Here is a 16,058-nt window from a genome sequence, read left to right as displayed (position 1 = left end):
AAGACAAGCTGAAGCGGGGAAGAAAAGGTGAGAGACTGGACAGCGACCCAAGCGGGGCTCGTTGCGGCTGCTTCCTTCCGGACCTGACCGGGTTGGCGAGGCGCTCGCCCGCGCCAGCCTCTCGAGGGGGCATATAGAAAATCCGCGTCGCTTTCGCAAGTCTTGTTTTCGATGCTGCTTCAGACGGCGCTCGCGTGCGCGTGATCGGTTCCCTTGGAACAGGGGACGGGGGCGGTGGCGTTGGCCTTCCAACTGCAGTTACTCAGGAGGAATTTCAAATGGATCTACAGATCAGGGGACGCCGTGCGCTTATTACCGGAGCCTCGGGCGGCATGGGCCGCGAGACCGCCAAGATTCTGGCCGAGGAAATGGTCGATCTGGTGCTGACCGATCTCGATCAGGAAAAGCTCGATGCCGTGGCCGAGCCGCTGGGCGCGAAAGCCGTGGCGGGCGATCTCTCGACGCCCGAAGGTGTCGAGGAATTCATTGGCAAGGTCGGGACCGATTTCGATATCTGGGTTCATGCCACAGGGGTGACGGGGGCCAAAGGTGATCCGCTGCAGATGGCGGAAGAGGACTGGAAAGAAGCGATCGATATCGATTTTCTCTCGGCTGTCCGTCTGGCCCGCCATCTGGGCCCTGCAATGATCAGGGGCGGCTGGGGCCGGATGGTCTTTGTGACCTCGGAAAACGTGGCCCAGCCCTATGCCGATGAAACGGTTTACAACTGTGCGAAATCGGCGCTGCTGAGTTTCTCGAAATCCATCGCGCTTGCGCATTCCTCCAAAGGGCTGATGGCCAATTGCGTGGCGCCTGCCTTCATCGAGACGCCGATGACTGACGGGATGATGGAGAAACGCTCGAAGGAGCTTGGCGTGTCGAAAGACGAGGCGATCCAGAGTTTCCTGAAGGAAGAACGTCCCTTCCTGAAACTGGGGCGTCGCGGCAAGGCCGAAGAGGTGGCCCCCGTGATCGCCATGCTCTGCTCGGAACGCGCAAGCTTTGTGACCGGCGCCAACTGGCGCGTGGATGGTGGCTCGGTGGGCTCCATCGAGGTCTGATGACCCTTGCCACATCTTCTCCGGTCTGGATTGATGCGTTCAGTTCAGGCCGGAGTTTTTATGCTGATCGACAATATTCTCCCCGATTTCCATTTTCAGGAAACCCATTCGATCCTGATAGATGCGCCTGCCTCCCGTATCATGGCCGAGGCGTTGGTCTATAAGCCCGAAGATGACGCGTTCTTCCGCGGGGCGATCGCGCTCAGGGAAGCGCCGATACGCGGCTGGGCACGGTTGCGGGGGAGGACCCATGACCGCCCCGCCTTCACTCTGGACAATTTCACGCCACTCGCCCGCCACTCGCAAGAGGCCGTGTTCGGCATGGTCGGGCGGTTCTGGCAGGCAGGCTACGGGCAGGACCCCTTGGCGGATCTGCAGGCCTTCGAAACCTATGACCAAGCGGGCTCCGTCAAACTTGCACTGCACTACCATATCGGAGGTGAGGGCAAAGCCTGCCTGACGACGCGAACGCGCATCTATTGTCTGGATGAGGCGGCTCGGGTGAATTTCGCGCGCTACTGGATGGTCATCCGGCCTGTCAGCGGGCTGATCCGGCGGCGAGTGCTCAAGACAATCAAAAGACGCACATTGGGAACATAATGTGGATAGTGTTTCTATTTAAAGACCATTTTATTGGCAAAGGACGGAGCGCATATTGGCTTCATCGAAAGGGCCAGCACAAACGGTCCGCAACTTACCGGCCCCGAGCCTCAGGCCTCCTGCCTGAACGCCGCGCCGGGGATGGAGACAAGACAATGGCACATATCGCTTTCAATACCGCAGCCCATGATGCCCCTGCAGCCGACCGTAACCTTGCCCCTTGGGGGATCTTCGGCCTGCGCCTGACGACGGGTGCGCTGTTTGTGACCCACGGGCTGATCAAATATTTCGTTTTCACCCCTGCGGGCACCGCCGGGTATTTCCAGAGCCTCGGTCTGCCGGGCTGGGTTGGTCTGCTGACCATGGCGGCCGAGTTCTTCGGTGGTCTGGCCCTGATCTTTGGTGTGCTGCCGCGCATCGTCTCGGCGCTCTTCGTGCCGGTGCTGCTGGGGGCGGCGATTGCCGCGCATATCCCTAACGGTTTCACCTTCTCGAATGCTGGTGGCGGCTGGGAATATCCGGTGATGTGGGCCGCCGTGATGGGCATGATGGCTCTGCTGGGTGACGGTGCCGCCGCCATCTTCCCGACGCGCCGTCTGTTCCGCCGCTGAATTCTTGGATTGAAGCTTGCGGGGAGCGCATTCCCCGCAACCTGTAACGCCACGCGGGTGGCAGGAGGTTTGAAATGGCAACGAGTGATGCACCGATTGAAATCGGCCATGTCGTTCTGACGGTCCACGACCTGAAATCCGTGGGCGCATTCTATGAAAACGTGCTGGGTCTGGCGCGGCTGTCATCGGACGGCACGGTGGCCCGCTATGGCGCGGATGGCCACGTGCTGGTGGAGCTGCGGACGGATAAGGCGGCCCGCAAGGCCAGCCATCGCGAGGCGGGGCTGTTCCATACGGCCTTCCTGATGCCCTCGCGCCGCGCTCTGGCCGATTGGCTCGATAACGCGGTGGCGCGTCGGGCGCCTTTGCAGGGCGCCTCCGATCACTCGGTGTCCGAGGCGATCTATCTGGCCGATCCGGAAGGCAATGGCGTCGAGGTCTATGTCGACCGTCCGCGCGACAAGTGGATCCGTATGGGCGACCAGATCCATATGGTGACCGAACCGCTGGATCTGCAGGATCTGCACAACCAGCGCTCCGGCAAATGGTCCGGCGCGCCCAAGGGGATGACCATCGGCCATGTGCACCTGCAGGTGGGCGGGCTCGCACCCGCGATGGAGTTCTACGGTGACCGTCTGGGCCTTTCGGTGATGACCGATTATCCCGGTGCGAAGTTCTTCGGCTGGGGGGGCTATCACCACCATATCGCCACCAATATCTGGAACTCCCGGGGGGCAGGGACCGTTTCCCGTCCGGCCACCGGCCTATCGGGGCTGACCCTGCGCGGGGAGGCAAAGGAGATTGACGGGCTCGGTGGCGAGGCCACGCTGGTGGACCCTTGGGGGCTGCCGGTAACATTGCAGACAAAGGAGATGGCCAATGCTCGTTGATGGCAAATGGACTGCCGACTGGCAGCCGGTGCAGAAGGCCGATGACAAGGGCCGCTTCGTGCGGCAGGTCTCGGGGTTCCGCAACTGGATCACGCCCGATGGGGCGGCCGGCCCCACGGGGCAGGGCGGCTACAAGGCCGAAGCCGGGCGCTACCACCTCTATGTGGCCTATATCTGCCCTTGGGCCTCGCGCACGCTGATCGCCCGCAAGCTGAAGAAGCTGGAGGCGTTCATCGAGGTGACAGTGGTCAATCCGCGCCTCGGTGATCAGGGCTGGGAATTCGGCGGCTTCGAGGGGGCGGATAAAGACCCCCTGCATGGCGCGTCCTTTATGCACGAACTCTATACCCGTGCCGATGCGCATTATACCGGCCGCGCGACCGTGCCGGTGCTCTGGGATACAAAGACCGATACTCTGGTCAATAACGAGAGCGCCGATATCGTGCGTATGTTCGACACGGCCTTTGAAGGGCTCGCCCCCGAGACCCCGCGCCTGCGCCCCGAGGATATCGAGGCGGATGTCGAGGCCGAGACTGCCCGCATCTATGACGCCTATAATAACGGGGTCTATAAGGCGGGGTTTGCCAGCTCTCAGGCGGCTTATGACGAGGCCGTGGCCGGTGTCTTTGCCGAGATGGACCGGATGGAGACCGTGCTGTCGGATGGCCGGCCGTGGTTCCATGGCGACCGTCTGACCGAGACCGATATCCGCATCTTCGTGACCTCGATCCGCTTTGATGTGGCCTATCACGGGCTCTTCAAGACCAACCTGAAGATGCTGCGCGATTATCCTGCGCTCTATGCGCATATGGTGCGGATGCTGAACCAGCCAGGCGTGGCCGAAACGGTCGATCTCGACCATATCAAGGCAGGCTATTACTCGATCAAGCGTCTCAACCCGCCGCTGATCGTGCCGAAAGGGCCGGAAGACAGCTATCGGCTGTTGGCCGAGGCCCGTTGTCACTGATCTATCGACCCGCCGGGTTTCACATGAAACGCTGCTTCACATGAAACTCTGGGGGTCGATATCGATGGCAAGGCGCACATTATTGGGCAGGCGCACCTGCGCGACCCAACGCGCCAGCGCTGCCTGCAAGGGCGCGCGCTTATCGGCCTTCACCAGAAGCCGGACGCGGTGCCGCCCGCGCACCCGCGCCACGGGGGCAGGGGCGGGGCCATAGACTGTCGCCTCGATCTCGCGCAAAGGCCCCGACTGACGCGACAGCGCCTCGCCGATGTCAAATAAGGGTTTCAGATCCGGTCCCGAGAGGATGATGCCTGCCATCCGCCCATAGGGCGGCACATGCTGCGCATGGCGCTGGGCGGCCTCGGCGCGCCAGAAGGCTTCCTCATCCCCACCCAAGATCGCACGGATCACAGGATGCTCTGGCTGATAGGTCTGCAACAGCGCCAGCCCCTCGGTCTCGGCGCGGCCCGCACGGCCCGCGACCTGCCGCATCAGCTGGAAGGTGCGCTCGGCGGCGCGCAGGTCCGACCCCTGCAGCCCCAGATCGGCATCGATCACCCCCACGAGCGACAGTCTCGGGAAGTTATGCCCCTTGGCCACGATCTGCGTGCCGATAATGATATCCGCCCCGCCATTGGCAATATCGGAAATCGCCTCCTTCAGCGCCCGCGCCGTGGTGAACAGATCCGAGGACAGCACCGCCATCCGGCTGTCGGGGAAGCGCTCGCGCACCTCCTCGGCCAGACGCTCGACACCCGGACCCACAGGGGCCAGTTTCCCTTCGACCCGACAATTGGGGCATTGTGTAGGGATCGGTTTCGTCTCGCCGCATTGATGGCAGACAAGCTGCTTGAGGAACCGGTGCTCCACCATCCGCGCATCGCACTGCTCACAGCCGATCTGGTGCCCGCAGGCCCGACATATGGTGACCGGCGCATAACCACGACGGTTGAGAAACAGCATCGCCTGCTCGCCACGGCGGACCCGTTCGATCACCGCGCCCACCAGCGTCGGCCCGATCCAGTGTTGGCTCTCGATGGTCTCGTTACGCATATCGATGGGCCGCATCTCCGGCAGCTTCGATTCGCCAAACCGCGCCCCCAGATCGACCCGCGCATATTTGCCGGCCTCGGCATTGGCCCAGGTCTCAAGCGATGGTGTGGCCGAAGCCAACACCACCTGCGCCCCGCAAAGGGAGGCCCGCAACACCGCCATATCGCGGGCGTTATACAAGACACCCTCCTCCTGCTTGTAGGAGGTATCATGTTCCTCATCGACCACGATCAATCCCAGGTCACGGAAGGGCAGGAATAGCGCCGAACGGGCCCCCGCCACCATCTGCACCTCACCCGTGGCCGTGGCCTTCCACAGCCGCCGCCGCTCGGTCTGGGTCACGCCCGAATGCCATTCGCCCGGCTTCGCCCCGAAGCGCGCCTCCACGCGGGCCAGAAACTCCGAGGACAAGGCGATCTCGGGCAAAAGCACCAGCGCCTGCCGCCCCTGCCGCAGACAATCGGCCACTGCCTCCAGATAGACCTCCGTCTTGCCCGAGCCTGTGACGCCTTTCAGCAGAACCGGTGCAAACCCGCCCGAGCCATCCTCCAACCGTGCAACAGCCGCTTTTTGTGCCTCCGAGAGCACCTTTCCGGGCAAGGACGGATCAAGCCGCTCGAACGGCGCATCGCGGGGCACGTCCGCCTCCACAACCGCCCCCGAGGTCAGCATCCCCTTCACAACGGATGTGGTCACCCCCGCCAAAGCGGCCAATTCACCCAGTTGGAACCCCGCTCCACCATGATCGCGCAGAACCTCCAATACCCGCGCCCGCGCATCGGTCATCCGTGGCGGCTCGCCCGCGCCCAGACGGTAGATCTTGCGCAACCCCGGCGCATCGAACAGCCCCGGAGCACGGGTCGCCAGACGCAGCACCTGCGGCAGCGGTGTCATCGTATAGGCGGCCATCCGCATCAGGAACTGCCGCATATCCGCTTTCATCGGCGGCACATCCATCACTTGCAGCACGCGGCGCAATTTGGCTGCGGCAAAATCGCCATCTCCCGCGCCCCAGACCACGCCCAGAACCTTGCGCGGCCCCAAAGGCACCATGACAAAAGCCCCCGCCCAACACCCGCCCTCGGGGGCAAGATAATCCAGCGGCCGCCCTACAGGCTCCGCCGTCAGCACCGAGACCCGCGCCCCGTCCGCAAACCAGTCCTGTCCGCTCATGGCGCGCCTCCTTCCAGCGTCGATAAATATCCCGGGGGGAATTGGCCGCAGGCCAAGGGGGGCAGAGCCCCCGCTGCCCGCCATAACCACCCTTTCGCGACACCACGTTTTGCGCTATCAGTGCCGCGACTGCCCATCTGGAGGACACCAATGAAATTCTTCGTCGACACGGCCGATGTGGCCGCCATCAAGGAACTCAACGATCTCGGTATGGTCGATGGCGTAACCACCAACCCTTCGCTGATCATGAAATCGGGGCGCGATATCCTCGAGGTGACCAAAGAGATCTGCGACATCGTCACCGGCCCGGTCTCGGCCGAGGTGGTCGCCACCGAAGCCAAGGACATGATCGAAGAAGGTCTGAAGCTTGCCAAGATTTCCCCCAATATCGCGATCAAGGTTCCGCTGACCTGGGACGGTCTGACCGCGTGTAAGGCTTTCGCATCCGAAGGCCATATGGTCAATGTCACCCTGTGCTTTACCGCGGCGCAAGCGATCCTTGCGGCCAAAGCCGGTGCGACCTTCATCTCCCCCTTCATCGGTCGTCTGGACGATATCAATCTCGACGGGCTGGAGCTGATCGAGGACATCCGCACCATCTATGACAATTACGAGTTCAAGACCGAGATTCTCGCGGCTTCGATCCGTTCGGTCAACCACATCACCGATTGCGCCAAGATCGGTGCCGATGTCATCACCGCCCCGCCGGCTGTCATCAAGGGTATGGTCAAGCATGTGCTGACCGACAAGGGCCTCGAGCAGTTCATGGCGGACTGGGCCAAGACCGGCCAGAAAATCGTCTGATCACCGGATCGGCATGATCCAGGAAGGGGCCTCGGGGCCCCTTTTTCATATCTGGCGGTGTCAGGTCCTAGGCCTTGACCTGTCGGGCGGTGCGCGGCGTCTCCGTGCCGCCGGATGCTGCGTCCGGCTGGCCGCTCCGCAAAAGCGTCAGAAGCGCATTGCGCAGGGCAGGATGGCGATGGGAAAGGCGCAGGAGCTCCTCGACATCATCATCGATATGCACGCCGAAAACGATATAGGGAAAGTTCAGCCCGTTGGTCTGACAGATCTCTGTCAGGCTGCTGACCGTCGGGTCATTGCCATCCTTCAGGACAGAATGCAGATAGCCCGGCGATTTGCCTGCTTTCAACGAGGCTTGGCGCATCGAAATCCCGATACGCATAAGCTCTTTCTGAAGGCGGGAGCGAATTTCACTCGTCGAGTAACTAAGCATGGTTATTTTATTTAGCTCTTAAATTCACGAAGAGTAAGTCTAATTTTCTTTTATGTTCACTGACATACTCAATGAATCCAATCTAATAGCTCATGACCGGAATTCGTTGGCTGTCTTTGCGTGAACCTCTTGGGAAAAATGCGGAAATTTGGTAGATTAGCTGACAGAGCCGTTTTTAAAGGCATTTTTCCATGACACAAGCCGGTTTGACGCAGCCCTTGCGTGAAAAGATTCTGTCCGATCCCGATCTCATTCTGGATGATCCGGCCCTGATGCAGGTGCTGATCGGTGCCGATGATGTGATCGGGGCGGGGAAGGTTGTCGATCTGCGCTCGGTTGCAATGAGACGGCTCGAGAGCCGTCTGGACCGGCTCGAGGATACCCATCGCTCCGTGATTGCCGCGGCTTACGAAAATCTCGCGGGTACCTATCAGATCCACCGTGCGGTCCTGTCGCTGCTTGCGCCGCTGGAATTCCGAGGTTTTCTGGCGGTTCTGCATGAGGAAGTAGCCGAAATCCTCGAGGTCCAGTCGATCCGGCTGGTGCTCGAGACCCATCAATCCGAGGCCGATCCGGCACTGCGGCATATGGGCAAGGTGCTCTGTCTGGCCGAGCCGGGATTTTCCGCCGAATATATGCGTGACGGACGTCATGCCTCTCAGGATCCGATCCTGCTGCGCAAGACCCCCGAGGCCGGCACGCCCGTCCATGATACACGTCCTGACAGCCAGTCCGAAGCGATCCGGTCGGAGGCCGTTCTGGCGCTGGATCTGGGGGCGGGGCGGCTGCCGGCGATGCTGGTGTTGGGGTCGAACGACCCCAACCGGTTCAAGGTTTCGCAAGGCACCGATCTTCTTGGCTTTTTCGGCGCGGTCTTCGAGCGTATGATGCAGAGGTTTCTGGGGTAGGTCATGATTGGTATGTCGGACGGGCTGCGCGATGCGATGCAGCGTTGGCTTTTGCATCTGCGCGGGCTCGAAGGAGCGTCCGAGCAGACGATCATCGCCTATGGCGCGGATCTTCGGGGGTTTCTGGCCTTTATGCACCAGCATCACGGCGAATCGCTGGGCGTTGCGCGGATCGCACGGCTGAGCACCGGCGATATGCGGGCATGGATGGCACATGAGCGGGGGCGGGGGCTTTCGGCGCGCTCTCTGGCGCGCGCGTTGTCTTCGGTGAAAAGCTTCATCCGCTGGCTGTCGGATCGCGAGGGGTTCGACGCGACCGCACCCCTCTCGGCCCGTCCGCCGCGGTTCCAGCGCAAATTGCCCCGTCCGCTGGCCGAGGATGCGGCGGTCGCGATGATCGAGCAGGTCGATCTGCAGGCGCAGGACCCCTGGGTGGCGGCGCGAGACACCGCCGTGCTGACGCTTCTCTATGGTTGCGGGCTGCGGATTTCGGAGGCGCTGTCGCTGACTGGCGCCGATCTTCCTCTGGGCGATAGCCTGACGATCATGGGCAAGGGGCGCAAGGAGCGGATGGTGCCGCTTCTGCCGGTGGCGCGCCAATCGGTCGAAACCTATCTCGGGCTCTGCCCCTTCCCGATGGCTCAGGACATGCCGATCTTCCGTGGCAAGCGGGGCGGGGCGCTGAACGGGCGGCTGATTGCGAAGGCGATGGAGCGGGCTCGCATGGCGCTGGGGCTTCCGGCGACGGCCACGCCGCATGCCATGCGCCATAGTTTCGCGACCCATCTCCTGAGCCATGGCGGCGATTTGCGGGCGATTCAGGAGCTTCTGGGCCATGCCAGTCTGGCCACGACGCAGGTCTACACGGCGGTCGATCAGGCGCGGCTTATGGAGGTGTATCGCGCGGCCCATCCGCGCCGCTAATGGAAAGAGCCGGTAACCGGAATTTTCCGGTTATCGTTAGGTCAATTTTTAAATGTAAACCGGCTACCTATCAGAAATGTCAATGGGTTAACCATATTCTGGCAAGGTTTCGTTCATTTTGCGGGCGCAGTTTCTGGAGACGTTTCAAGTTCAGAAAGGAACGCGATATGAACGTATCCACCCTTGCCAGTAGTGCAAGTGTCGCGTCCGCGCTGCAGGCTCTCATGGCCACAAGCAGCACGACGACGGACGATGACGAAAGCACGACTGACGTCGGGGAGACGCAGGCTGCAGCTCCCCCTCCGCCGCCCCCTCCCCCCCCTTCCGGCAGCGGCGCCGATTCCGAATCCATGTTTGTTTCTTTGTTTGGCGATACGAGCGAGGCCTCGTCATCGTCCTCGACGACCAGTTCAACGGTTACACTGAGCGATGATGAAGAGGTCTTCGATCTCGATGGCGATGGTGCCCTCTCCTCGATGGAGCAGGCGGCCTATGACGCGTCGCTCGGCGAAGAAGCGGTCTCGGAGACCGACGGGACGGAGGCTGCGATGATGATGCCCCCGCCGCCTCCGGGGCCGCCGCCGGGTCCGCCACCGTCCGATGAGGATGAAGGCGTCCCGACAGCCCAGTCTGTTATTGAATCACTGGCTGCTACAGCCACCGAGGATGCCGAGACGGCGGATGCGCAGGATGACATGCGCCGTGTTCAGCAGTTTGAGCAACTTCTGGCAGAAACGCTTGGAGGCGTGTTGCAGGGCTGAACCGCGGCCCGAGAGACATGGCTTGAACGGGAAGGGCGGCTCTGCGCTGCCCTTCTTTATACCTGAGGCCGGATGTTTCCGCAGCCCTGTGCGATATGTATCATATCCGTCCTACCGGTCCGCCCCGTGCCATGTCAGCGCTTGAACCACCGCAGTCTTTGCGGCATGACCAAAGACATGATGATAAGAACCAAAGCCCTATCGGTCCATTTCCTTACCGCAACCGGCGCGGTGTTTTCCCTGCTGGCGCTTGATGCCGCGGTCGAACGTAACTGGAGCGTCATGTTCCTGTGGCTCGTCGTGGCGCTGGTCGTCGACGGGATCGATGGCCCCTTGGCACGACGCTATGACGTGAAACATAACGCACCGGTTTTCGATGGCGTGCTGATGGATCTGATTATCGACTATCTCACCTATGTCTTTATCCCCGCCTATGCGCTGTTCAAATCCGACCTGTTGCCGGGCTGGCCGGGCTGGCTCGTGGTGGTGGCGATTACCTATTTCAGCGTCGTGTATTTCTCGGATACACGAATGAAAACAAAGGATAACTCCTTCTCAGGTTTCCCGGGATGCTGGAATATGGTGGCGATTGTGGTTTTTGCGACGACGCCTTCGCCGCCAGTCATTCTGGTGCTGGTGCTGATCTGCACGATCGCGATGTTCCTGCCGCTGAAGTTCATCCACCCCGTGCGCACACAGCGCTGGCGCAAGCTGTCGCTGCCGGTAGCGCTGGCATGGGTGGTGTTTGCCGCCATTGCCGCCTGGACCGATTTCCAGTCGGGGCCGCTGGTGCATAGCGGTCTGGTGGTGACCTCGCTCTACCTGCTTTTTGTCGGGATCGTTCAACAGCTGGTGCCGATAAAGACCGCCGCTTCTCGCTGAGGCCATCCGGACATAGTCATCTTTTTGCGATCCGTCGGGGAACCCGGCGGATTTTTGCTTGTTCCTATGGTGGAAAGTTTTTGTGAGATAGTCCATAAGCGCCACGAAATGTCGTTTTTGGAATATCCCTTTGCGGACGCGACGCTGTGATGGGTCGGGGCTGTGCGGAAAATCGCGCAGCACGGGCCGTGCGGCGTTCTGGCCGCGGAGCTCACCAGAACGATAAAAGTGAAACGGGACAGGAGAGACTGCATGGCAGAGTCAAGGGATCAGGATGAAGATCTGGGTGTACCCGCGCCCGAGGGCACGGCTGCCCCGATCGATACCGATTACAGCGTCGGTCAGGATAATATCGAAGGCAGTGTCGGGCGGATCGCGTTCGACATCCATAACCCGGTTTTCGCCATCTCCGGCGCGGCTGTCGTTCTTTTCGTGCTGTTCACGTTGGTCTTCCCCGACACCGCGCAGGGCCTCTTCAGCTGGCTCTTCTCGTCGGTGACCGGCGGGTTCGACTGGTTCTTCCTGACGGCGGGCGACATCTTCGTGTTGTTCAGCCTGTTCCTGATCGTCTCGCCTTGGGGCAAGATCCGCTTGGGCGGGTCCGAGGCCACGCCTGATTTCGGTTATCCGGCATGGTTTGCCATGCTCTTTGCCGCAGGCATGGGCATCGGGCTGATGTTCTATGGCGTGGGCGAGCCGCTGACCCATTTCTCGACCTCCTTTGCCGGTGCCGCCGGTGCGCCGCTTGGCGGGGCCGAGGGCGACAACGAGGCCGCCTTCAAGCTGGGTATGGCCGCGACCATCTATCACTGGGCGCTGCATCCTTGGGCGATCTATGCGGTTCTGGCCCTCGCGCTGGCGCTGTTCTCCTATAACAAGGGCCTGCCGCTGACGATCCGCTCGGCCTTCTACCCGATTCTGGGCGAGCGCATCTGGGGCTGGCCGGGCCATGTCATCGATATTCTGGCGGTATTCGCGACGCTCTTCGGTCTGGCGACCTCGCTGGGCCTTGGCGCCACGCAGGCCAATGCCGGTCTGCATGCGGTCTTCGGTATCCCGATCTCGACCACCATCCAGGTGATCCTGATTGCGGCCATCACCGGTGTCGCGTTGATCTCGGTGCTGCGCGGGCTCGAGGGCGGCGTGCAGAAACTCTCCGAGATCAATATGATTCTCGCGCTGGTGCTTCTGCTTTTCGTGCTGTTCACCGGTCCGACGCTGACGCTTCTGGGCGATATCGGCACGGGGCTTGGCGCCTATCTGACCGAGCTTCCGGCGCTGTCGAACCCGTTCGGGCGTGAGGATACCGGCTTTGTTCAGGGCTGGACCTCCTATTACTGGGCATGGTGGATCAGCTGGTCGCCGTTCGTGGGCATGTTCATTGCGCGTGTCTCGCGCGGGCGCACCGTGCGCGAGTTCATCGTCTGCGTACTGCTGATCCCGTCGCTGGCCTGTGTGGTCTGGATGTCGATCTTTGGCGGTGTCGCGCTGCAACAGGTGATCATGGATGGCTATCAGGGCGCGGTGGATGCCGATATCTCGGTGAAGTTGTTCCGTGTGCTCGATCAGCTGCCGCTGTCGCAGATCACCTCGGTGGTGGGTGTGATCCTCGTGATCGTGTTCTTCGTGACCTCCTCGGATTCGGGCTCGCTGGTGATCGACACGATCACCGCAGGCGGTAAGGTCGATGCGCCGGTCCCGCAACGTGTGTTCTGGGCGACCTTCGAGGGCGTCGTGGCGATTGTGCTGCTTCTGGGCGGTGGCCTGTCGGCCCTGCAATCGATGGTCATCTCGACGGGGTTGCCCTTCACCATCGTGCTTCTGGTGATGTGCTATTCCATCGTGAAGGGGCTGCAGGCGGAAAAGAAGGCCTGAGCGAGATCTCCGGACTGTGAAACGGGCGCCTTTCGGGGCGCCCGTTTCCATTTGATCCATGCGTCCTATCTGTGGAGCCCATGCCCGAGGAGGCCCGCATGACCTATGACCACCCCGCAGATGTTCTGGAGTTCTGGTTCGCGCCCGAGCACCGCGAGAGCTGGTTCGAGAAGAACGAGCTGTTCGACGGCCTTATCCGCGACCGGTTCGGGCCGCTACAGGCGCAGGCCACAGAGGGCGCCCTGGCGGCATGGCGCGAGAAGGCCGAAAGCGCTCTGGCGCTGGTGATCCTGCTCGACCAGTTTCCCCGCAATATGTTCCGTGGAACGGGCCATGCTTTTGCCAGCGATGCCCGGGCGCGCGAGGTGGCCGGGCACGCTCTGACGCAGGGATTTGATGCGCAGATAAAGGCGCTCGACCCACAGGCACCGGCCTTTTTCTATCTGCCCTTCATGCATTCCGAGGATCTGGCCGATCAGGACCGCGCCGTAGCGCTTTACGAGGCGGCGGAGGATGAGAACGGGTTGCGCTTTGCCCATGCACATCGCGACATCATCGCGCGGTTCGGGCGTTTCCCGCATCGCAACGCGGCGCTCAAACGCGAGAGCACCAAGGAAGAACTGGCCTTTCTGGAAACACATAAAGGCTTTTGACGCCTTTTTCTCCGTGGGCAGAGGCCCTATGATCGGGCCCAAGACAAGAGGATCATGATGACCGACACCGATAGCCTGACGCCCGAAGAGATCACCGCATTGTTCACCCGCGCGGATGGGCAATACCATTTCGCGCGCTGGGGCCGTCCGATCGTGCCGATCGTGTTCGGGGTGCAGGAAGAGACGCTGCAGATCATGAAGGGCGCGCTGGAGGCGATTGCCGCCCTCTCGGGTCATAAGCTGGCCGAGACCGATCCCGAGATTGGCGCCAATCTGATGATCTTCTTCTTCCGCGACTGGCAGGAGCTGCTGGAGGTGCCCAATCTCGACCATATGCTCCCCGGATTGCAGGATCTGGTCGTCCGGCTTGATGATGCGGGGGCCACCCATTACCGCACCTTCCGCTTCGATGATCAGGGGGCGATCCGCGCCTGTTTCAGCTTCGTGCGGATGGACGAGGCCATGGCCGAGGTGCCCGCCGAGACCATCGCGCTGGGGCAGGCGGTGCAGATGATCCTTGCATGGGGCAACGAGGCCTGGACCGGGCGCTCGCCTCTGGGATTGGCGCGCGGGGCGGCGGTGCTGCGCCCCGAGGTGGCAGCGGTGATTGCCGCGGCCTATGATCCGGTGATGCCTGCCGTGTCCGGGGACGCCTCCCATGCGCTGCGCCTCTTCGCCCGCGCCAACATGATGCGCGAGAAGGCCGAGGCCGCAAGCGCCCGCATGGCGCAGGATATGGCCGAGGCCAAGCTGGCGCCAAAAGGGTAAAGTGATGGCCTTCGCGTTTCCCGTCCGCGTCTATTACGAAGATACCGATCTGGCCGGCATCGTCTACTATGCCAATTACCTGAAATTCATCGAGCGCGGCCGCAGTGAGTGGATCCGCTCGCTGGGTGTCGATCAGGCGCGCATGAAAGCCGAGACGGGCACTGTCTTTGCCGTGCGACGGGTTGAGGCGGATTATCTCAAGCCCGCCAGATTCGATGACGAGCTTGTTGTGATGACGCGGTTGGTCGCCGAGACCGGTGCGCGGATCGTGCTTGCACAGGAGGTGACACGGGCGGGGGAGGTGCTGTTTTCGGCGCAGGTCACGCTTGTCTGCCTTAACGAAACGGGGGCGGCACAGCGGATATCTGCCGAAATACGCCGGAAGCTGGCTCCAAGCCTGCATTGAGTGCGCAATTCGCCCCTAGGTGACGTAGATGTTATGGCGCGCCCCCTTTATGTGCGCTAAAATCGCTGCCAATCAACCCGCGACAAACGCGGCCCCTATTTGACGAGCAGTAGACCGATGGAAACAGACGTGCTTGGCACGGCGCAGCAGATGGATTTCTCGCTGCTTGCCCTTTTTGCCCATGCCTCCCTAACCGTAAAACTCGTGGTAATCGTGCTGATGCTGTCCAGCTTCTGGTCCTGGGCGATCATCATCCGCAAGTTCATTTCGTTCCGCGCGGCACGCCGCGAGGCCGAGACTTTCGATCAGGCCTTCTGGTCGGGCGAGCCGCTCGATGAGCTGTTCGAGCAGATCGGCACCCGTCCCGATGGCGCGAGCGAGAAAATCTTTGCCGCAGGTATGCTGGAATGGCGCCGCAGCCACCGGCAGGATGGTAACCTGATCGCGGGTGCGCAATCGCGTATCGAGCGCTCGATGGATGTCGCGATCACCAAGGAAAGCGAGAGGCTCAATCACGGGCTGCAATTCCTCGCGACTGTCGGGTCGACCGCGCCCTTCGTTGGTCTCTTCGGGACCGTCTGGGGGATCAAGGTGGCGTTCGAGGAGATCGCGATCTCGCAGAACACCTCGCTGGCCGTCGTGGCACCGGGGATTTCAGAAGCACTTGTGGCCACCGCCATCGGTCTGCTGGCCGCAATCCCCGCCGTGATCTTCTACAACAAGCTCTCGGGCGATGCCGACCGTATCGTTGGCGGCTACGAGGCCTTCTCGGACGAGTTCTCCACCATCCTCTCGCGCCAGCTGGACGCCTGATCCATGGGCGGTGGCGTAGCAAAGAACTCCAACCGGAGAGGGCGTCGCGGACGCGGGAAGCATCAGGCCATGGCCGAGATCAACATCACGCCGATGGTCGATGTGATGATGGTGCTTCTGGTCATCTTCATGGTGGCTGCGCCGATGATGACCGTCGGTGTGCCGCTGGAGCTGCCCAAGACCTCTGCCAAGGCGGTGCCGACCGAGCAGGAAGAGCCGCTCACGGTGTCGCTGCAGCTGGATGGCACGGTGTCGCTGATGAATTCGAGCGTGCCAGAGGACGAGCTGGTGGGCCGTCTGGAAGCGATCGCCAAGGAGCGCGAGAGCAACAAGATCTATCTGCGCGCCGATGGTGGTATCAATTATTCCCGTGTGGTCGAAGTGATGGGCGCGCTCAATGGCGCGGGCTTCAACAACATCACTCTGGTGACCGAATCCGGTGGTCCGTCGCTGACGGGACCGGCGAAACAGTAAGC

General features: G+C 61.7%; 18 protein-coding genes and 1 other RNA gene. 16 read left to right on the top strand and 3 right to left on the bottom strand.

The genetic code is table 11. From position 1 onward, the window contains the following. Positions 1–25: 25 nt before the first annotated feature. An RNA gene (gene ffs, locus ABEB22_RS03560) (signal recognition particle sRNA small type) lies at positions 26–124 on the bottom strand. A gap of 154 nt (positions 125–278) precedes the next feature. Between ffs and ABEB22_RS03555 the strand changes: the two genes are divergently transcribed. The 5 genes from ABEB22_RS03555 to ABEB22_RS03535 all read left to right on the top strand — a co-directional run bounded on the left by ABEB22_RS03555 (position 279) and on the right by ABEB22_RS03535 (position 4,129). Next, positions 279–1,061 carry an SDR family oxidoreductase gene (locus ABEB22_RS03555; protein ID WP_339114229.1) on the top strand — a complete coding sequence of 261 codons (783 nt, stop codon included), beginning with the start codon at positions 279–281 and terminating at the stop codon, positions 1,059–1,061. A gap of 60 nt (positions 1,062–1,121) precedes the next feature. Then, a complete protein-coding gene (locus ABEB22_RS03550; protein WP_406870833.1) occupies positions 1,122–1,661 on the top strand; it encodes a hypothetical protein in 540 nt (179 codons plus the stop codon). A 155-nt stretch (positions 1,662–1,816) separates the two neighbouring features. After that, a complete protein-coding gene (locus ABEB22_RS03545; RefSeq protein ID WP_339114231.1) occupies positions 1,817–2,272 on the top strand; it encodes a DoxX family protein in 456 nt (151 codons plus the stop codon). Between the two features lie 74 nt (positions 2,273–2,346). Continuing rightward, positions 2,347–3,162, top strand: a complete 816-nt coding sequence (locus ABEB22_RS03540; RefSeq protein WP_406870832.1) for a VOC family protein — start codon at positions 2,347–2,349, stop codon at positions 3,160–3,162. Continuing rightward, positions 3,152–4,129, top strand: a complete 978-nt coding sequence (locus ABEB22_RS03535; RefSeq protein WP_406870831.1) for a glutathione S-transferase family protein — start codon at positions 3,152–3,154, stop codon at positions 4,127–4,129. The genes ABEB22_RS03540 and ABEB22_RS03535 overlap by 11 nt, the downstream gene beginning before the upstream one ends. 36 nt (positions 4,130–4,165) lie before the next feature. On the opposite strand, the gene ABEB22_RS03530 is transcribed toward ABEB22_RS03535, so the two are convergent. After that, complete coding sequence (locus ABEB22_RS03530) at positions 4,166–6,355, bottom strand: primosomal protein N' (protein WP_406870830.1); 2,190 nt, start codon at positions 6,353–6,355, stop codon at positions 4,166–4,168. Positions 6,356–6,505: 150 nt separating this feature from the next. Here ABEB22_RS03530 and fsa point away from each other — a divergent pair, with 150 nt between their 5' ends. Beyond that, positions 6,506–7,159, top strand: coding sequence for a fructose-6-phosphate aldolase (gene fsa, locus ABEB22_RS03525; RefSeq protein ID WP_339114235.1), 654 nt, complete (start codon positions 6,506–6,508; stop codon positions 7,157–7,159). Positions 7,160–7,226: 67 nt separating this feature from the next. Here fsa and ABEB22_RS03520 read toward each other — a convergent pair whose 3' ends face one another. Further along, positions 7,227–7,541, bottom strand: a complete 315-nt coding sequence (locus ABEB22_RS03520; RefSeq protein WP_339114236.1) for a hypothetical protein — start codon at positions 7,539–7,541, stop codon at positions 7,227–7,229. Between the two features lie 242 nt (positions 7,542–7,783). Here ABEB22_RS03520 and ABEB22_RS03515 point away from each other — a divergent pair, with 242 nt between their 5' ends. From ABEB22_RS03515 to ABEB22_RS03470, 10 genes are all read left to right on the top strand, one after another. After that, the gene (locus ABEB22_RS03515) at positions 7,784–8,500 is read left to right on the top strand and encodes a DUF484 family protein (RefSeq protein WP_339114237.1); all 717 of its coding nucleotides are present in this window, start codon (positions 7,784–7,786) and stop codon (positions 8,498–8,500) included. Between the two features lie 3 nt (positions 8,501–8,503). Further along, positions 8,504–9,424, top strand: coding sequence for a tyrosine recombinase XerC (locus ABEB22_RS03510; RefSeq protein WP_350936314.1), 921 nt, complete (start codon positions 8,504–8,506; stop codon positions 9,422–9,424). Between the two features lie 167 nt (positions 9,425–9,591). Then, positions 9,592–10,185, top strand: a complete 594-nt coding sequence (locus ABEB22_RS03505) for a hypothetical protein (protein WP_350936312.1) — start codon at positions 9,592–9,594, stop codon at positions 10,183–10,185. Between the two features lie 177 nt (positions 10,186–10,362). Further along, a complete protein-coding gene (locus ABEB22_RS03500; protein WP_339114240.1) occupies positions 10,363–11,067 on the top strand; it encodes a CDP-alcohol phosphatidyltransferase family protein in 705 nt (234 codons plus the stop codon). A gap of 252 nt (positions 11,068–11,319) precedes the next feature. Further along, on the top strand, positions 11,320–12,942 hold the full coding sequence (locus tag ABEB22_RS03495; RefSeq protein WP_339114241.1) for a BCCT family transporter: 1,623 nt from the start codon (positions 11,320–11,322) through the stop codon (positions 12,940–12,942). 98 nt (positions 12,943–13,040) lie between these two features. After that, positions 13,041–13,595: a DUF924 family protein gene (locus ABEB22_RS03490; RefSeq protein WP_350936308.1), complete on the top strand. Its 555-nt coding sequence runs from the start codon at positions 13,041–13,043 to the stop codon at positions 13,593–13,595. Between the two features lie 54 nt (positions 13,596–13,649). Next, entirely contained in the window at positions 13,650–14,363 is a 714-nt protein-coding gene (locus tag ABEB22_RS03485; protein WP_406870829.1) for a hypothetical protein, read from the top strand. A 4-nt stretch (positions 14,364–14,367) separates the two neighbouring features. Beyond that, on the top strand, positions 14,368–14,769 hold the full coding sequence (ybgC, locus tag ABEB22_RS03480) for a tol-pal system-associated acyl-CoA thioesterase (protein ID WP_339114243.1): 402 nt from the start codon (positions 14,368–14,370) through the stop codon (positions 14,767–14,769). A gap of 117 nt (positions 14,770–14,886) precedes the next feature. After that, entirely contained in the window at positions 14,887–15,582 is a 696-nt protein-coding gene (gene tolQ, locus ABEB22_RS03475) for a protein TolQ (protein WP_339114244.1), read from the top strand. 3 nt (positions 15,583–15,585) lie between these two features. Continuing rightward, positions 15,586–16,056 (top strand): ExbD/TolR family protein, encoded by a 471-nt coding sequence (locus ABEB22_RS03470; protein WP_339114245.1) that lies wholly within the window; start codon positions 15,586–15,588, stop codon positions 16,054–16,056. The last annotated feature ends 2 nt before the right edge of the window (positions 16,057–16,058 follow it).

Origin of the sequence: Thioclava sp. 'Guangxiensis' (assembly GCF_045348365.1) — a bacterium.
Classification (GTDB): Bacteria; Pseudomonadota; Alphaproteobacteria; order Rhodobacterales; family Rhodobacteraceae; genus Thioclava; species Thioclava kandeliae.
Note: the sequence above shows the minus strand (reverse complement) of the source record. Positions and strands in the feature narration are given on the sequence as shown.

Bases quoted from the DNA above. Each gene is read 5' to 3' on its own strand.
- ABEB22_RS03485 (WP_406870829.1), top strand. From the start codon at position 13,650: ATGATGACCGACACCGATAGCCTGACGCCCGAAGAGATCACCGCATTG.
- ABEB22_RS03515 (WP_339114237.1), top strand. From the start codon at position 7,784: ATGACACAAGCCGGTTTGACGCAGCCCTTGCGTGAAAAGATTCTGTCC.
- ABEB22_RS03520 (WP_339114236.1), bottom strand. From the start codon at position 7,541: ATGCGTATCGGGATTTCGATGCGCCAAGCCTCGTTGAAAGCAGGCAAA.
- ABEB22_RS03510 (WP_350936314.1), top strand. From the start codon at position 8,504: ATGATTGGTATGTCGGACGGGCTGCGCGATGCGATGCAGCGTTGGCTT.
- ABEB22_RS03540 (WP_406870832.1), top strand. From the start codon at position 2,347: ATGGCAACGAGTGATGCACCGATTGAAATCGGCCATGTCGTTCTGACG.
- ABEB22_RS03470 (WP_339114245.1), top strand. From the start codon at position 15,586: ATGGGCGGTGGCGTAGCAAAGAACTCCAACCGGAGAGGGCGTCGCGGA.
- ABEB22_RS03500 (WP_339114240.1), top strand. From the start codon at position 10,363: ATGATGATAAGAACCAAAGCCCTATCGGTCCATTTCCTTACCGCAACC.
- ABEB22_RS03505 (WP_350936312.1), top strand. From the start codon at position 9,592: ATGAACGTATCCACCCTTGCCAGTAGTGCAAGTGTCGCGTCCGCGCTG.
- ABEB22_RS03490 (WP_350936308.1), top strand. From the start codon at position 13,041: ATGACCTATGACCACCCCGCAGATGTTCTGGAGTTCTGGTTCGCGCCC.
- ABEB22_RS03555 (WP_339114229.1), top strand. From the start codon at position 279: ATGGATCTACAGATCAGGGGACGCCGTGCGCTTATTACCGGAGCCTCG.
- tolQ (WP_339114244.1), top strand. From the start codon at position 14,887: ATGGAAACAGACGTGCTTGGCACGGCGCAGCAGATGGATTTCTCGCTG.
- ybgC (WP_339114243.1), top strand. From the start codon at position 14,368: ATGGCCTTCGCGTTTCCCGTCCGCGTCTATTACGAAGATACCGATCTG.
- ABEB22_RS03550 (WP_406870833.1), top strand. From the start codon at position 1,122: ATGCTGATCGACAATATTCTCCCCGATTTCCATTTTCAGGAAACCCAT.
- ABEB22_RS03545 (WP_339114231.1), top strand. From the start codon at position 1,817: ATGGCACATATCGCTTTCAATACCGCAGCCCATGATGCCCCTGCAGCC.
- ABEB22_RS03535 (WP_406870831.1), top strand. From the start codon at position 3,152: ATGCTCGTTGATGGCAAATGGACTGCCGACTGGCAGCCGGTGCAGAAG.
- ABEB22_RS03495 (WP_339114241.1), top strand. From the start codon at position 11,320: ATGGCAGAGTCAAGGGATCAGGATGAAGATCTGGGTGTACCCGCGCCC.
- ABEB22_RS03530 (WP_406870830.1), bottom strand. From the start codon at position 6,355: ATGAGCGGACAGGACTGGTTTGCGGACGGGGCGCGGGTCTCGGTGCTG.
- fsa (WP_339114235.1), top strand. From the start codon at position 6,506: ATGAAATTCTTCGTCGACACGGCCGATGTGGCCGCCATCAAGGAACTC.